Source organism: Herbaspirillum sp. SJZ106, assembly GCF_006715495.1.
Lineage (GTDB): Bacteria > Pseudomonadota > Gammaproteobacteria > Burkholderiales > Burkholderiaceae_D > Herbaspirillum.
In genome coordinates this window covers 109,554-124,556 of sequence record NZ_VFNI01000006.1, presented here as the reverse complement: position 1 = coordinate 124,556, position 15,003 = coordinate 109,554, and the positions used below count along the sequence as shown (strand labels likewise).

Annotated in this window: 12 protein-coding genes; 5 read left to right on the top strand and 7 right to left on the bottom strand. The window is 63.4% G+C overall.

All coding sequences use genetic code 11. The features are described from left to right. Positions 1-21: 21 nt before the first annotated feature. Positions 22-1,944: an ATP-binding cassette domain-containing protein gene (locus FB598_RS18215; protein WP_141917211.1), complete on the bottom strand. Its 1,923-nt coding sequence runs from the start codon at positions 1,942-1,944 to the stop codon at positions 22-24. Between the two features lie 240 nt (positions 1,945-2,184). Here FB598_RS18215 and FB598_RS18210 point away from each other — a divergent pair, with 240 nt between their 5' ends. The 3 genes from FB598_RS18210 to FB598_RS18200 all read left to right on the top strand — a co-directional run bounded on the left by FB598_RS18210 (position 2,185) and on the right by FB598_RS18200 (position 7,338). Next, positions 2,185-4,638 (top strand): penicillin-binding protein 1A, encoded by a 2,454-nt coding sequence (locus tag FB598_RS18210; protein WP_141917213.1) that lies wholly within the window; start codon positions 2,185-2,187, stop codon positions 4,636-4,638. Positions 4,639-5,326: 688 nt separating this feature from the next. Next, positions 5,327-6,046 (top strand): cytochrome c, encoded by a 720-nt coding sequence (locus tag FB598_RS18205; RefSeq protein WP_370455038.1) that lies wholly within the window; start codon positions 5,327-5,329, stop codon positions 6,044-6,046. Then, complete coding sequence (locus FB598_RS18200) at positions 6,043-7,338, top strand: cytochrome c (protein ID WP_141917216.1); 1,296 nt, start codon at positions 6,043-6,045, stop codon at positions 7,336-7,338. Before FB598_RS18205 ends, FB598_RS18200 begins: the two co-directional genes overlap by 4 nt. A gap of 87 nt (positions 7,339-7,425) precedes the next feature. On the opposite strand, the gene FB598_RS18195 is transcribed toward FB598_RS18200, so the two are convergent. From FB598_RS18195 to ftsH, 4 genes are all read right to left on the bottom strand, one after another. Further along, on the bottom strand, positions 7,426-8,124 hold the full coding sequence (locus FB598_RS18195) for a winged helix-turn-helix domain-containing protein (protein ID WP_141917218.1): 699 nt from the start codon (positions 8,122-8,124) through the stop codon (positions 7,426-7,428). A gap of 69 nt (positions 8,125-8,193) precedes the next feature. Continuing rightward, positions 8,194-9,528 carry a phosphoglucosamine mutase gene (glmM, locus tag FB598_RS18190; protein ID WP_141917221.1) on the bottom strand — a complete coding sequence of 445 codons (1,335 nt, stop codon included), beginning with the start codon at positions 9,526-9,528 and terminating at the stop codon, positions 8,194-8,196. A 100-nt stretch (positions 9,529-9,628) separates the two neighbouring features. Further along, entirely contained in the window at positions 9,629-10,477 is an 849-nt protein-coding gene (folP, locus tag FB598_RS18185) for a dihydropteroate synthase (protein ID WP_141917223.1), read from the bottom strand. A 193-nt stretch (positions 10,478-10,670) separates the two neighbouring features. Further along, positions 10,671-12,560, bottom strand: coding sequence for an ATP-dependent zinc metalloprotease FtsH (gene ftsH, locus FB598_RS18180; protein ID WP_141917225.1), 1,890 nt, complete (start codon positions 12,558-12,560; stop codon positions 10,671-10,673). On the opposite strand from ftsH, the gene FB598_RS20800 reads away from it, so the two are divergent. Next, positions 12,520-12,876, top strand: coding sequence for a hypothetical protein (locus tag FB598_RS20800; protein ID WP_183405822.1), 357 nt, complete (start codon positions 12,520-12,522; stop codon positions 12,874-12,876). The two genes, ftsH and FB598_RS20800, sit on opposite strands and share 41 nt — an antisense overlap. 30 nt (positions 12,877-12,906) lie before the next feature. Here FB598_RS20800 and FB598_RS18175 read toward each other — a convergent pair whose 3' ends face one another. Continuing rightward, positions 12,907-13,551, bottom strand: coding sequence for an RlmE family RNA methyltransferase (locus FB598_RS18175; protein WP_141917227.1), 645 nt, complete (start codon positions 13,549-13,551; stop codon positions 12,907-12,909). Positions 13,552-13,626: 75 nt separating this feature from the next. On the opposite strand from FB598_RS18175, the gene yhbY reads away from it, so the two are divergent. Beyond that, positions 13,627-14,085, top strand: a complete 459-nt coding sequence (yhbY, locus tag FB598_RS18170) for a ribosome assembly RNA-binding protein YhbY (RefSeq protein WP_141917230.1) — start codon at positions 13,627-13,629, stop codon at positions 14,083-14,085. Positions 14,086-14,231: 146 nt separating this feature from the next. Here the strand turns inward: yhbY and greA are convergent, their stop codons facing one another. Further along, on the bottom strand, positions 14,232-14,708 hold the full coding sequence (gene greA, locus FB598_RS18165) for a transcription elongation factor GreA (RefSeq protein ID WP_141917233.1): 477 nt from the start codon (positions 14,706-14,708) through the stop codon (positions 14,232-14,234). Positions 14,709-15,003: the final 295 nt, after the last annotated feature.

Below are 15,003 nucleotides of genomic sequence, written 5' to 3'. Positions count from 1 at the left end.
CCCGGCCCGTCCGGGCTCCGCTTACTTGCGCGCCTCGATCTCTTCCCAGCGCTCCAGGCTGACCAGCAATTCCTCGTCGATTTCGGCAAAGCGCTGGTTCAGCTTCACCGCGTCATCGGCATTGTTCTTGTACAGATCGGGATCGGCCAGCTTTTCCGAGATCGACTTCTGCTCCGCCTCCAGTTCAGCGATACGCTTGGGCAACTCCTCCAGCTCGCGCTGCTCCTTGTAACTGAGCTTCTTTTTCGGCTGTGCGGGCGCCACGGGCGCTGGGGCCGCCATGCTCGACTCGGCCTTGACTTCGTTCTTGTCTGTCTTGGCCGCCGGCCTGGCCGACGTGGTGGGAGAAGCCGCGCGCACGCGCTCCCAATCGGAATAGCCGCCGACATATTCGCGCCAGACGCCATTGCCTTCGGCGGCGATCACCTGGGTCACCACGTTGTCCAGGAACATGCGGTCGTGGCTGACCAGGAACACGGTGCCGTCGTACTCTTCCAGCAATTCTTCCAGCAGCTCCAGCGTGTCGATATCGAGATCGTTGGTCGGTTCGTCCAGCACCAGCACGTTGGCCGGCTTGGCGAACAGGCGCGCCAGCAGCAGGCGGTTGCGCTCGCCGCCGGACAGTGTGCGCACCGGCGAACGCGCGCGCTCGGGCGAGAACAGGAAGTCGCTGAGGTAAGTCATGACGTGCTTGCGCTGGCCGTTGACCTCGACCCAGTCGCTGCCCGGCGCAATGGTGTCGGCCAGGCTGGCTTCTTCATTGAGCTGGGCGCGCATCTGGTCGAAATACGCCACCTGCATCTTGGTGCCCTGCCTGACCGTGCCGCTGTCGGGCGTTTCTTCGCCCAGGATCAGTTTGAGCAGCGTGGTCTTGCCGGCGCCGTTCTGGCCGATCAGGCCGATCTTGTCGCCGCGCATGAGGATGGAGCTGAACTCGCGCACCACGGTCTTGGGGCCGTAGGCCTTGCTGACGTTGTCCAGCTCCGCCACGATCTTGCCCGAACGCTCTCCGGCCGACACTTCCAGCTTGACCTGGCCCTGGCGGTCGCGCCGCTCGCTGCGCTGCACGCGCAATGCCTCCAGCCGGCGCACACGCCCTTCGTCGCGGGTACGGCGCGCCTGCACGCCCTTGCGGATCCACACTTCTTCCTGCGCCAGGAATTTGTCGAACTTGGCGTTCTCCACTTCCTCATTGGCCAGCAACTCGGCCTTGCGCGCCTGGTAAGTGCTGAAATTGCCGGGGAAGGACAACAATTTGCCGCGGTCCAGCTCGATGATGCGGGTCGAGACGTTGTCGAGGAAGCTGCGGTCGTGGGTGACGAACAGGATGCTGCCCTTGAAGTCGCGCAGCAGGCCTTCCAGCCACAGGATGGAGCCGAAGTCGAGGTGGTTGGTCGGCTCGTCCAGCAGCAGCACGTCGGGGTTGCCGACCAGGCCGCAGGCCAGCGCCACGCGCTTTTGCATGCCGCCGGAGAGTTCGCCGATCCTGGCGTCGCGGTTCAGGTTGAGCTTGTCCAGCGTGGTCTCGACCTTGTTGCCGATGGACCAGGCATCGGCCGCGTCCAGCACGGTCTGGATCTGGTGCATGCGCTCCAGCAAGGCGTCATCGTTGTCGCCGCCGAACTGGCCGGTGATCGCCTCATATTCGGCCAGCAGCGCGGGCAGTTCGCCCAGGCCGGAGGCCACGGCGTCGAACACCGTCATCTCGTCAGGGAAATGCGGTTCCTGGTCGACATAGGCGATCTTCAGGCCCTGTTGCATCACCAGCAAGCCATCGTCCAGCCTGGAGCGGCCGGCGATGACCTTCAGCAGCGACGACTTGCCGGTGCCGTTGCGGCCGATCAGGCCGACGCGTTCGCCGGTCTCCAGCGAGAATTCGGCGTGATCGAGGAGGGCGACGTGGCCAAAGGCCAGTTGCGCGTCGCTAAGGGAAATGACTGCCATAGGAGATATGCCGCGGCCTGCTGCACCGCGTCCGGAATATGCGTAAAGAGCGGCATTGTACCGACTGCGGCGGGGAAATGCGGCGCCGCATGGCCGGTTTGTGGAAATGCTTGCCGGCAAGCACATGAAAAACATGCCCCGAAACACTTTTTACATCCTGTTAAGCATTGCCGGCGCCTGTCTTTCCGGGCCGGCGGGCTTGATGCTGTAAGATAACGCATCCAGATTTCCGCCTACTCCATGCCTCTTCCAACGTCTCCGGGCCGCTTGCAGCGCCAACGCGGCTTCCTCAATCCCAATATCGCCAAATTCATCGGACTGTCCATCCTCGGCCTCGGCATCGCCGGCGCCCTGCTGGTGGTCTATGCGCTGATCTTCATCAATCCGCGCCTGCCCTCGCTGGACCTGATCACCGACTACCGGCCCAAGGTTCCGCTGCGCATCTATTCCGAAGACAAGGTCTTGCTGGGCGAATTCGGCGAGGAAAAGCGCAGCCTGGTCAAGCTGGACGATATTCCGGCCGACATGAAGAATGCCGTGCTGGCCATCGAAGACTATCGCTTCTACCAGCATGGCGGCATCGACTATATCGGCATCGCCCGCGCGCTGGTGACCGACGTGCTGCGCGGCAGCGCCTCCCAGGGCGCCAGCACCATCACCATGCAGGTGGCGCGCAACGTGTTCCTGACCAAGGAAAAGACCTTTTCGCGCAAGCTCTACGAAGTCCTGCTGGCCAACAAGATCGAGAACGCCCTGACCAAGGACCAGATCCTTGAGGTCTACATGAACCAGATCTACCTGGGCCAGCGCGCCTTCGGCTTTGCCGCCGCCGCGCGCACCTATTTCGGCAAGGATCTCAAGGATGTCACGCTGGCCGAGGCCGCGATGCTGGCCGGCCTGCCCAAGGCGCCCTCGGCCTACAACCCCATCGTCAACCCCAAGCGCGCGCACATCCGCCAGCAATACATCCTGCAGCGCATGCTGGACGTGGGCTTCATCACCCAGGCGCAATACGACGCGGCCTCCAAGGAAGAGTTGAAGGTACGCACACCGGGCAGCCAGTACAACACCCACGCTGAATACGTCAATGAAATGGTGCGCCAGATGGTGTATGCGCAATACAAGGAAGACACCTATACCCAGGGCTTCAACGTCTACACCACCATCAATGCCGCCGACCAGCAGGCCGCCTACCTTGCCGTGCGCAAGGGCGTGATGGACTACGACCGCCGTCACGGCTACCGCGGCCCGGAAGAGACGGTGGCGCTGCCGGCCAACGCCGACGAGCGCGCCAGCGCCATCGACGATGTGCTGGACGACCATCCCGACAACGACGACATCCTGGCCGCCGTGGTGGTGGCCGCCGGCCCCAAGCAGGTCGACGCGGTGCTGCGCTCGGGCGACAAGGTGAGCATCAAGGGCGATGCCCTGCGTTTCGTCGCCAACGCGCTGTCCGACAAGGCCAAGAAGGAAGTGCGCATCCAGCCGGGTTCGCTGATCCGCGTGATGCAGGATGCCAAGCAGAACTGGCAGATCGTGCAGTTGCCGCAAGTGGAGGCGGCGCTGGTGTCGGTGGTGCCGCAGGATGGCGCCATCCGCGCCCTGATCGGCGGCTTCGACTTCACCCAGAACAACTTCAACCACGTCACCCAGGCGTGGCGCCAGCCGGGCTCCACCTTCAAGCCCTTCATCTATTCGGCGGCGCTGGAAAAGGGTTTTGCTCCGGCCAGCATCGTCAACGATGCGCCGGTTTCCTACCCGGCCGGCCCCGGCCAGCCGAACTGGGAACCGCGGGACGATGAACCGCCGGCCGGGCCGATGAGCGTGCGCACCGCGCTGCAAAAGTCGGTCAACCTGGTGGCCATCCGCACGCTCGACTACATCGGCGTACCCTACGCCAAGGACTTCATCACCGGCGCCTACGGCTTCGATTCCGACAAGGTCCCGCCCTATCTGCCGATGGCGCTGGGCGCCGGCCAAACCACTCCGCTGCAGCTTTCCGCGGCCTACTCGGTGTTCGCCAACGGTGGCTACAAGATCCAGCCCTACCTGATCACGCAGATCACCGACTCCCGCGGCAAGGTCTTGTCCAAGGCCGATCCGCTGGTGGTGGGCAACGGCGCACCGCGGGTGGTGGCCGAACGCAACAGCTACATGATGACCAGCCTGCTCAAGTCAGTGGCCCAGCGCGGCACCGGCGCACGCAGCAACAGCCTCGGCCGCGCCGACCTGGCGGGCAAGACCGGCACCACCAATGAAGCGATCGACGGTTGGTTCGCCGGCTACCAGCGCACGCTGGCTACCGTGGTATGGATGGGTTACGACCAGCCCAAGAGCCTGGGCGGCATGGAGTTCGGCGCGCAACTGGCCCTGCCGATCTGGGTCGATTACATGGGCAAGGCCTTGAAGGGCGTCCCGCAATTCGACCAGCCGGTGCCGGACGGCATCCGCTTCATCGACGGCGAACCGTATTACGACAACTTCACGCCCGAGAATGGCCTGGTCACCAACGTCGGCGTGACGGTGGTCGATGCGATTTCCAATTTCTTCGGCTGGACGCCGAGCCAGGCGCCGGCCCCCGGTACGCAGTCCGCGCCTAACGCACCTAACGCCCCGGGCACGCCACAAGCGCCGCCGCCATCGCGCGGCGCGCCTGCCAATAATTTCGACAGCAAACTGTACCAGGGGCATTGAAGCGAAGCAGGCCGGAACCGGAGCCCCAAAAGGAAAAAGCGCAGAAGACATCTTCTGCGCTTTTTTTATGCTGGCGCCCCCGACACGGATCGAACGTGTGACCTATCCCTTCGTACCACTATGGCTTTCGCCACCAGATGAATGTTTGTGGTCTGGACTATACCTTGGCCTTGGGCGGCTATCGCCATTGAGGCAACGTCGCCGACAGGCCGGAGCCGTCTAGTCTCTACACCTTCCGGTTCCCATGCTTGCCTGGAACCGGCTTGGCTCGGTATCGCCAGCAGCCGCACGCCATGTTGGCCGATGCGCTGTCAGGGTTCACCGAATTTGACTCCATTCACGCGGCGCCTTTCGGCATCCGGTGCCCAATCGTCTTTAGGAGGGGATCGCTCTATCCACTGAGCTACGGGGGCAGCAGGTCGCTATTGTAGCCGCTGCGCCCCGGCTTGGAAAGCGCAGGCCGCGCCGCGGCCGCGTTGTCCGCATGCGCCGTGCGGGGACGGGCTTGCAATGCCGGCGGCCGCTCTTCCACTACAATAGCTGCATGGCTGCCCCGGGCAGCGCCAGAAAAAGCATAAAAATCGCATCGGCCCCTGCAATCCAGGCCGATGCCGGCAAAGGGAGACCGAAGTTGGCGTTCATAGCGTATCCGGCCCGCCACGGCCACAGCAGGTTCGCACGAGGCCTGATGCTGCTGGCATGCAGCCTTGCCCTTGGCGCCGCGCAGGCGCAAAGCCCGCCGGTTTCGCCAACGGTCGCGGCCGATGCCGTCCCCGACATGCCGCAGCGGGTCGCCGCCTGCATCGCCTGCCATGGCAAGGAAGGCCGCGCCACTCCGGACGGCTACTATCCGCGTATCGCAGGCAAACCCGAAACCTATCTGTACAACCAGTTGCAACACTTCCGCGACGGCCGGCGCCAGTATCCGATGATGAACTACCTGCTCGGCAACCTTTCGGACGACTACCTGCATCAGATCGCCGCCTTCTTCGCCAACCAGCATCCGCCTTATCCGGCGCCAGCGCCGGCCGACGCCTCGGCCGCCGTCCTGCAACGCGGCCAGCAGCTCGTCACGCGAGGCATCGAGGAGCGCAAGGTCCCGGCCTGCGCCGCCTGCCACGGGACGGCGCTGACCGGCGTGCAGCCTGCCATCCCCGGCCTGCTCGGCCTGCCGCGCGACTATATCAATGCGCAACTGGGTGCATGGATCAATGGCGTACGCCAGGCAAAATCTCCCGATTGCATGGCGACGATCGCCCATAAGCTGACCCCGGAAGACATCAATGCCGCCAGCAGTTGGCTGTCGGCCCAGCCGGTGCCGCACGATGCCGCGCCGGCAGCGTCGCCCCCTGCCCCGCTGCCGCTGGCCTGCGGCAGCATGGCGCCGGCAGGAGTGCCGGGACAATGAAAAAAGCGCTCTGCATTATCGCCGCAACCGTGATGGCCGCTGCCATCGCGGTACCTGCCGCGGTCGTGGCATGGCAGTTGCTGCGCAACGAAGATCGCGGCATCGCCACGCCCGTTGCCGACCGCGCGCAGCAGATCGAACGCGGCCAATACCTGGCGCGCGCCGGCAATTGCATCGGCTGCCACACCCCGCGCGGCGGCGATGCCTACGCCGGCGGCCGCGCGATCGCCACCAAGTTCGGCACGCTCTACTCCTCCAATATCACGCCGGACAAGAAGACCGGCATCGGCAACTGGGATGCCGACGATTTCTGGCGCGCGCTGCACCATGGGCGCGCCAAGGATGGCCGCTTCCTCTATCCTGCCTTCCCCTTCCCCAGCTATACCAAGGTCAGCCGCGACGATTCGGATGCGCTGTTCGCCTTCCTCCAGACGGTCCCGGCCACAGACCGCCCCAACCGGGAACACGCGCTGCGCTTTCCCTACAACCAGCGCCTGCTGCTGGCCGGCTGGCGCGCCCTGTACTTCGAACCGGGCGAGTACCGGGCCGATACAAGGCAATCGGTCCAATGGAACCGCGGCGCCTACCTGGTCCAGGGGCTGGGGCATTGCAGCGCCTGCCACACCGCGCGCAACGCCTTGGGCGCCACCGCCGCACAGGCGGAGCTGGCGGGCGGCATGATCGCGATGCTGGACTGGTATGCGCCGCCGCTCAACGGCGACCGCGAAAACGGCCTGGGCAGTTGGGAAACAGCCCATCTCACCGCCCTGCTCAAGACCGGCGTCTCGCCGCGCGGCGCAGCCTTCGGGCCGATGGCCGAGGTGGTGGGACGCAGCCTGCAGTACCTGGACGATGCGGATATCGAAGCGATGGCCATCTACCTCAAATCGCTGCCGCCGGATGCTGCGTCCGCGCTGCCCCTGGCGCCACCGCCGGAGCCGGCCGAAGCAGAGCGCATCATGAAGCTCGGCAAACAGCTTTATGAAAATTTGTGCATCGATTGCCACAGCGACAAAGGCCAGGGCGCGACCCCAAGCTACCCGCCGCTCGATGGCAACCAGGCGGTCGCCGCCGCCTCTGCGGTCAATGCCATCCGCATCGTGCTCAACGGCGGCTACCCGCCCTCGACGGCAGGCAACCCGTATCCGTTCGGCATGCCGCCGTTCGGGCCGAAGCTGAGCGACCAGGAAGCGGCAGCCGTGGTTTCCTACATCCGCAACAGTTGGGACAACCGCGCCGGTTTCGTCTCGCCGTCGGAGGTGAACCGCTATCGCGGCGTGCCGCTGGATTGAACGTTCCGGACGTAAAAATCCGGACGTAAAAAAAGCGATCCGAATTTCGGATCGCTTCTTTATCGGCCGATGCGGATTCCCGGCCGCTCAATCCTGGACATCCGTACTCAGCCGGTATCCCACGCCGCGCACCGTCTGCACATAATGCGCCAGATCGCCGAGCGACTTGCGCAAACGCATGATGTGGACATCCACGGTGCGTTCTTCAATGAAGGTATGGTCGCCCCACACCTTGTCCAGCAGTTGCGAGCGCGAGAAGATGCGGTCCGGGTGCGCCACCAGATAACGCAACAGCTTGAATTCGGCCTGATCCAGCGCCACCGGCCGCCCGGCCGCCGATACTTGGCGGCGCTCGGCGTCGATGCTGATCTCGCCGTACTTGAGCAGCTGGCTGCCGATCTCCGGCGTCTTGCGGCGCAACAGCGCCTGTACCCGCGCCACCAGTTCCTTGGGCGAGAACGGCTTGGTCACGTAATCGTCGGCCCCTTCATTCAAGCCTTTGACCTTGTCCTCTTCCATTCCCTTGGCGGTCAGCATGATCACCGGCAGCGCAGCGGTGCGCGGCTCCCGGCGCAGCTCGTTGAGCAAGATCAGGCCGGAGCTGTCGGGCAGCATCCAGTCCAGCAGCACCGCATGCGGCAGCGACTCGGCGATCGATTGGCGGGCTTGCGCAACGTCGGTGGCGATGGTGGTGGCAAAACCTGCCCCCTGCATCGTGAAACGCAACAATTCGGCGATGCTGGGCTCATCTTCGACCAGCAGGATATGGGGCGACTCTTTTGACATGGTCCTTCTGCCTGGAAACTACATCACGGCCTGGGACGCCCACGGACAAATCCGCAAGCGCCATGGGGGTTACAGTACCTTGTCGGCGATGCGCTGGGCCATGCTGCGCGCCAGCTCGGCATCCTCGGCTTCGACCATCACGCGAATCAGCGGCTCGGTGCCGGAAGGCCGCAGCAGCACCCGGCCGCGCTCGCCCAGCGACGCCTCCACGGCCGCCTGCTCGGCCCGCAGCGCCGCATTCGACTTCCAATCGTAGCCGGCCGGAATCCTGACATTGATCAGCGATTGCGGAAACAGTCGGATGTCGGCCGTCATCTGCGCCAGCGACTGGCCGCTGCGCTTCAATGCCGACAGCACCTGCAAGGCGGAGACGATGCCGTCGCCGGTGGTGTGCTTGTCCAGGCACAGCAAGTGACCGGAACCTTCGCCCCCCAGCAGCCAGCCTTTTTCCTGCAGCACTTCGAGCACATAACGGTCGCCTACCTTGGCGCGTTCGAACGGGATGCCCATTTTCTTGAAGGCCACCTGCAACGCCATATTGGTCATCAGGGTGCCTACCGCGCCATCGACCGGGCCGGTGGCGAGGCGGTCCTTGACCATCAGGTACAGCAGCTCGTCGCCATTGTAGATGCGGCCCGATGCGTCGACCATCAGCAAGCGGTCGGCGTCGCCGTCCAGCGCGATGCCGAGGTCGGCGCCATTGGCGCGCACCGTCTCCGACAGGGCCTTGGGCGCCGTGGCGCCGCATTCCTCGTTGATGTTCAGGCCGTTGGGCTTGTTGCCGATGGTGATGACCTCGGCGCCCAGTTCGTGGAACACATGGGGGGCGATGTTGTAGGCGGCGCCATGCGCGCAGTCGAGCGCGATGGTCATGCCGTGCAGGTCCAGCGCGTTGGGGAAGGTGCTCTTGCAGAATTCGATGTAGCGGCCCTGGGCATCGTCCAGGCGGCGCGCCTTGCCGAGTTTTTCCGAAGGCACGCAGTCCATGGGCTGTTCCAGCGCCGCTTCGATATCGGCCTCGACCGCGTCGGGCAGCTTGTTGCCCGAGGCCGAAAAGAACTTGATGCCATTGTCGTGGAAGGGATTATGCGAAGCCGAAATCACCACACCGGCCGACAGGCGCAATGCGCGCGTGAGGTAGGCGACGGCCGGCGTAGGCACCGGGCCGGCCAGCATCACATCCACGCCGGCGGCGGCAAAACCCGCTTCCAGCGCGGCTTCCAGCATGTAGCCGGAAATCCGCGTGTCCTTGCCGATCAGCACCGTAGGACGCGCAACCCCATCCCGCGCCTTGGCCAGGACTTTGCCCGCGGCATAGCCCAGGCGCATGACGAAATCCGGAGTGATGGGGGCTTCGCCCACGCGGCCGCGAACGCCGTCGGTGCCGAAATATTTTGCTGCCATAAGCTCGTTTCCTTTTAAACTGACGGCCGCTCTGCGGCGGCATCGCAGGACGCCCGTAGGGCACGTCCTGTCATTCCATTCTAATTTTTATTTGCCGGGATCAATGCTCTTCCCGTCCGGCCTGCCACATGTTGAGCGCATCGACGGTTTCGGCCACATCGTGCACCCGGATGATCATCGCCCCCTGCTGGGCCGCCGCCAGTGCGGCCCCGATACTGCCTGCCATGCGCTTTTCCAGCGGTTTGCCGGTGACCGCGCCGACCATGGATTTGCGCGACATCCCCGCCAGCAACGGCAGGTCGAGCGCGCCGATCATGCGCCGGGTGTTCTTGAGCAAAGCCAGATTATGCGCCAGTGTCTTGCCAAAGCCAAAACCCGGATCGATACAGATGCGCTCGCGCGCCACGCCGGCCGCCATCATCTTGTCCGCCTGGCGGCGCAGGAAACCTTCCACCTCCGCCACGACGTCGCCGTAATGCGGCTCCTGCTGCATGGTCTGCGGCTGGCCCTGCATGTGCATCACGCACAGGCCGGCTTCGCTGTCCTTGACGGCGTCAATCGCGCCCTCGGCGCGAAAGCCGCTGATGTCGTTGATCATGTCCACCTCGGCCAGCAGCGCCTCGCGCATGACAGCCGGCTTGTAGGTATCGATGGAGAGCGGCTTGCCGCAGTCGCGCAGGGCGTAGATCACCGGCATCACGCGCTCCAGTTCCTGCTGCAGCGACAGCGGCGCGATGCCGGGGCGGGTCGACTCGCCGCCGATGTCGATGATGTCGACGCCGTCGGCGATCATCTGCTCTGCATGGGATAGCGCGAATTCGAGCGAATTGTGGCGTCCGCCGTCGGAAAACGAATCCGGCGTGACATTGAGAATGCCCATCACCAGAGGGCGACGGCCTTGCTGCACCGGCAGGCGGAACCTGCCGCATTTCAGAAATGCTTGTGTCATCGTGCGTTGTTGCCTATATCTTTGCTGCCTGGATTGCTGCTGTCCGGTGTTTTTCTTGCATTGTCCTGCGCGGCCCCGCCTTGTCCCGGCAACGCGGCAACCGGTTGCAATCGGTGCGCCGGACGGAAAAAAGGGTGAGGATCGCTCCTCACCCTTTTCCCGGTTCGCTTGCCAAACCCGCCGGCCGGGATGATCAGGCCGGTGCAGTGGCGTTGGGCGAGATGTCGCCCGGACGATTGTTGTCCGACGAGGACTTCTTGGTCGGCACGCCGTTGCGCGGCGGGCGCGGCTCGTCGCCGTTCATGATGTCGCTGATCTGGTCGGCGTCGAGGGTTTCCCACTCCAGCAGCGCCTGCGCCATCACTTCGACCTTGTCGCGGTTTTCTTCCAGCAGCTTGCGCGAGAGCGCGTATTGCTCGTCGAGGATGCTGCGGATTTCGGCATCGACCTTTTGCTGGGTGGCTTCCGACACGGTCTTGGACGCCATGCGGCCGAAGTAGGCATCCTGCTCGGAATCCTCGTAGACCATGGTGCCCAGGGTCTCGGACATGCCGTAGCGGGTCACCATCGCGCGGGCCAGCTTGGTGGCGCGCTCGAAGTCGTTGGATGCGCCGGTGGACATCTGGTGCATGAAGATCTCTTCGGCGATACGGCCGCCGAACAGGATGGAGATTTCCTCCAGCATCTTGTCCTTGTACATGTTCACGCGGTCATGCTCGGGCAATTGCCAGGTCAGGCCCAGGGCGTAACCGCGCGGCATGATGGTGACCTTGTGCACCGGATCGGCCTTGGGCAGCAGCTTGGCGACCACCGCGTGGCCGGACTCGTGGTAGGCGGTGTTGCGGCGCTCTTCTTCGCGCATCACGGCCGACTTGCGTTCCGGGCCCATGACGATCTTGTCCTTGGCGTCTTCGAAGTCCTGCATTTCGACCAGGCGCTTGTTGCGGCGCGCGGCGAACAGGGCGGCCTCGTTGACCAGGTTGGCCAGGTCGGCGCCGGAGAAACCGGGGGTGCCGCGGGCCAGGATGTCGGCCTTGACGTCCGGAGCGATCGGCACCTTGCGCATGTGCACGTACAGGATCTGTTCGCGGCCGCGGATGTCGGGCAGGCCGACCATCACCTGGCGGTCGAAACGGCCCGGACGCAGCAGCGCCTTGTCCAGCACGTCGGCGCGGTTGGTCGCAGCGATCACGATGACGCCGGAATTGGCTTCGAAGCCGTCCATCTCGACCAGCATCTGGTTCAGGGTCTGCTCGCGCTCGTCGTTGCCGCCGCCCATGCCGGCGCCGCGATGGCGGCCGACGGCGTCGATTTCGTCGATGAAGATGATGCAGGGCGCGTGCTTCTTGGCGTTCTCGAACATGTCGCGCACGCGGGATGCGCCCACGCCGACGAACATTTCAACGAAGTCCGAACCGGAGATGGTGAAGAACGGCACCTTGGCTTCGCCGGCGATGGCGCGCGCCAGCAGCGTCTTGCCGGTACCCGGGGGACCGACCATCAACACGCCGTGCGGAATGCGGCCGCCCAGTTTCTGGAATTTGGTGGGGTCGCGCAGGAACTCGACCAGCTCGTGCACTTCTTCCTTGGCTTCGTCGCAACCGGCGACGTCGGCGAAGGTGACCGAGTTGCTGTTCTCATCGAGCATGCGCGCCTTGGACTTGCCGAAGGAAAACGCGCCGCCCTTGCCGCCGCCCTGCATCTGCCGCATGAAGAAGACCCATACGCCGATCAGCAGCAGCATCGGGAACCAGGAAATGAAGACTTGCGACAGGAAGGATTGCTCTTCCGGCTGCTTGACGTCGAACTTGACGCCATTGTTGAGCAGGTCGCCCACCAGGCCGCGATCCAGGTAGGTAGCGGCGGTCTTGACCTTGGTGCCGTCCTGCGTGGTGGCAACGATGGTGCGGTCTTCGATGGTCGCATCCTTGATGCGGCCGGCCTTCACCTCGCTGATGAAGTCGGAATACGCGATCGCCTTCGCGTTCGACGCCATGGTGCGGCTGTCGAACTGTTTGAACACCATAAACAGGACGAGCGCGATGACCACCCAGATGGCGGCTTTGGAAAACATGTTGTTCACTGGAACTCCTCCGACGCCGATGCGCCACGTTGCCTTTGTATGTCCCGATTTTACCCGGATTCAAACACCCTTACTAGGAAACCGCCCATCCCATCGTGCTTGCCTGCAACGCAGCGATGGCCTGATCGCCATCGCGGGCATTGCCAAACCGATCTCGGAATCGCGACGCGGGGAAATATGCGATGAAGACACACTACATCGATCTTGCCGAAATGACAGCCACCTCAAGCATAAGTTGCTTCCTATGAAGCGATATAAGGCTGAAGCGGCGCAAAACAAGACGCAAAACAGGCCAACGGCGGAGAATTGGGAATAAGGCCGGCCTTCGGGCCACTTTAGTCGATTTTCAGCGAGGATTCTTCAGGATCTTCCCTAACAGGAAGATTTCGGAAGATTTGTCCCGGCTGGCCTTGGGCTTTTTCGAGGTCACCGTCTTGAATTCGGCGCGGAACTTGTGCACCAGTTCGTTGTAGCCAGTGCCGTTGAAGCATTTCACCAGCAGCGCACCACCGGGTTTCATGTGCGCCTGGGTGAATTCGATTGCCAGATCGATAAGATATTCGACCCGCGCCGCGTCGGCAATCGCCACCCCCGACAGGTTGGGCGCCATATCGGACAGCACCAGATCGGCCTTGCGCCCATCCAGCAAGGCTTCCAACTGGCGCAGCGGTTCTTCCTCGCGGAAGTCCCCCTGGATGAAATGCACGTCGGCGATCGGATCCATCGGCAGGATATCCAGGCCGATGATGGTGCCGTGGATGCCGCCGCCCTCGGCTCCGGCCAGCTTGTTGCGCACATACTGGCACCAGCTGCCGGGCGTACAACCCAGGTCGACGATGATCTGCCCCGGCTTGATCAGGCGCTCTTCCTCGTCGATCTCTTTGAGCTTGTAGGCCGCGCGCGCGCGATAGCCTTCCTTCTGCGCGAGCTTCACGTAAGGGTCGTTGATATGGTCGTGTAACCAGTTTTTGTTTAATTTGTTCTTTGCCATTCGCGTAGAATACTGGTTTTATCTCTTTCAGGGACAGCTTCGCGCCGCCCGGCGCGGTTCCGCCATCGCATTCCCATGTTGAAACTTACTCCCGCCGAGCGCAGCGAACTGCGCGCCCAGGCCCATGCCTTGAATCCGGTCGTCATCGTCGGCGAAAGCGGCCTGTCCGACTCCGTGCTCAAGGAAATCGACAAGAGCCTCGACTCCCACGGCCTGATCAAGGTCCGCGTGTTCGGCGACGACCGCGAAGCCCGCATTGCCATCTATGAAGCCATCTGCGAGCAGCTCAAGGCGGCGCCGGTCCAGCATATCGGCAAGCTGCTGGTGCTCTACCGCCCCAAAAAGGAAGACGAGAAAAAGAAACCCGCCGGCAGCAAGGGCGGCCTGCGCGAGGTCACCATCGTCAAGACGCATATCACCAAGCGCCCCACGGTCAACAAGATCATGCTCAAGGGCAATGAACGCGTCACCGCCGGCGGCAACGTGCGCAAGGCCAAGCCGCGCCAGCGCAGCACCAAGAAGCCGCTGGGCTGAGCAGCGCCGCGTTCCGGGATGACCGGAAAAACGGAAAACGCCGAAAAACAGAATGCCCGCAGATTGCGGGCATTTTCATTGCTGCAGCTGCTGCCTGGCGTGACGCCTGCCGCCGCTGGATGAGCCAGCGGCGGCGCTCGCGCTCATCAGACGTAGCGCACTTCCAGGATTTCGTATTCCTTCACGCCGGACGGCGCTTCCACCGCCACCACATCGCCGGCGCTCTTGCCGATCAATGCGCGCGCAATGGGCGAAGTCACGGAAACCTTGGATTCCTTGATGTCGGCCTCGTCCATGCCCACGATCTGATAAGTGACCTTCTCGCCGCTGTCCAGGTTTTCCAGGTCCACGGTGGAAGCGAACACCACGCGGCCTTCCGCGTTCAGTTCAGCGGGATCGACGATCTGGGCCGCGCCCAGCTTGCCTTCCAGGTCGGCAATGCGGCCTTCGATGAACGCCTGGCGTTCCTTGGCCGATTCATATTCGGCATTTTCCGACAGGTCGCCCTGCGCGCGCGCTTCGGCGATCGCGTTGATGACCTCCGGACGATCTTTGGATTTCAAACGTTGCAGTTCTTCTTTCAGGAGTTCTGCGCCACGCTTGGTAAGGGGAACTGTGCTCATAAGTCTCTTGCTCAAGGTTAGGGAATTGAGGAAAACGCCGACGGCGCCCACCGGCCAGACTGAAAACGCAAAAAGAAAACGCCGTCGCCGACAGGGCGACTGGTCGATGTCTTTTCATGGGAACAATCTTTACTGGTGAACGAAACGCCGCTGCAGATGTTCCGTCAGCTCGTCTCCAACACGTGCGTCCGACTCAGAGCCGCTAACAAAATCCCACTGGCCGTGTTGCGGCGGAAGGATTTTGTTAGCGGCCCCCGGACGGCGCTGCCCTGCAACATTGAACATGTTGTGGCCG

Excerpts from the sequence above, each read along its gene's own strand:
- FB598_RS18215 (WP_141917211.1), bottom strand. The coding sequence starts at position 1,944 with ATGGCAGTCATTTCCCTTAGCGACGCGCAACTGGCCTTTGGCCACGTC.
- FB598_RS18210 (WP_141917213.1), top strand. The coding sequence starts at position 2,185 with ATGCCTCTTCCAACGTCTCCGGGCCGCTTGCAGCGCCAACGCGGCTTC.
- FB598_RS18205 (WP_370455038.1), top strand. The coding sequence starts at position 5,327 with ATGCTGCTGGCATGCAGCCTTGCCCTTGGCGCCGCGCAGGCGCAAAGC.
- FB598_RS18200 (WP_141917216.1), top strand. The coding sequence starts at position 6,043 with ATGAAAAAAGCGCTCTGCATTATCGCCGCAACCGTGATGGCCGCTGCC.
- FB598_RS18195 (WP_141917218.1), bottom strand. The coding sequence starts at position 8,124 with ATGTCAAAAGAGTCGCCCCATATCCTGCTGGTCGAAGATGAGCCCAGC.
- glmM (WP_141917221.1), bottom strand. The coding sequence starts at position 9,528 with ATGGCAGCAAAATATTTCGGCACCGACGGCGTTCGCGGCCGCGTGGGC.
- folP (WP_141917223.1), bottom strand. The coding sequence starts at position 10,477 with ATGACACAAGCATTTCTGAAATGCGGCAGGTTCCGCCTGCCGGTGCAG.
- FB598_RS20800 (WP_183405822.1), top strand. The coding sequence starts at position 12,520 with ATGACCACCCAGATGGCGGCTTTGGAAAACATGTTGTTCACTGGAACT.
- FB598_RS18175 (WP_141917227.1), bottom strand. The coding sequence starts at position 13,551 with ATGGCAAAGAACAAATTAAACAAAAACTGGTTACACGACCATATCAAC.
- yhbY (WP_141917230.1), top strand. The coding sequence starts at position 13,627 with ATGTTGAAACTTACTCCCGCCGAGCGCAGCGAACTGCGCGCCCAGGCC.
- greA (WP_141917233.1), bottom strand. The coding sequence starts at position 14,708 with ATGAGCACAGTTCCCCTTACCAAGCGTGGCGCAGAACTCCTGAAAGAA.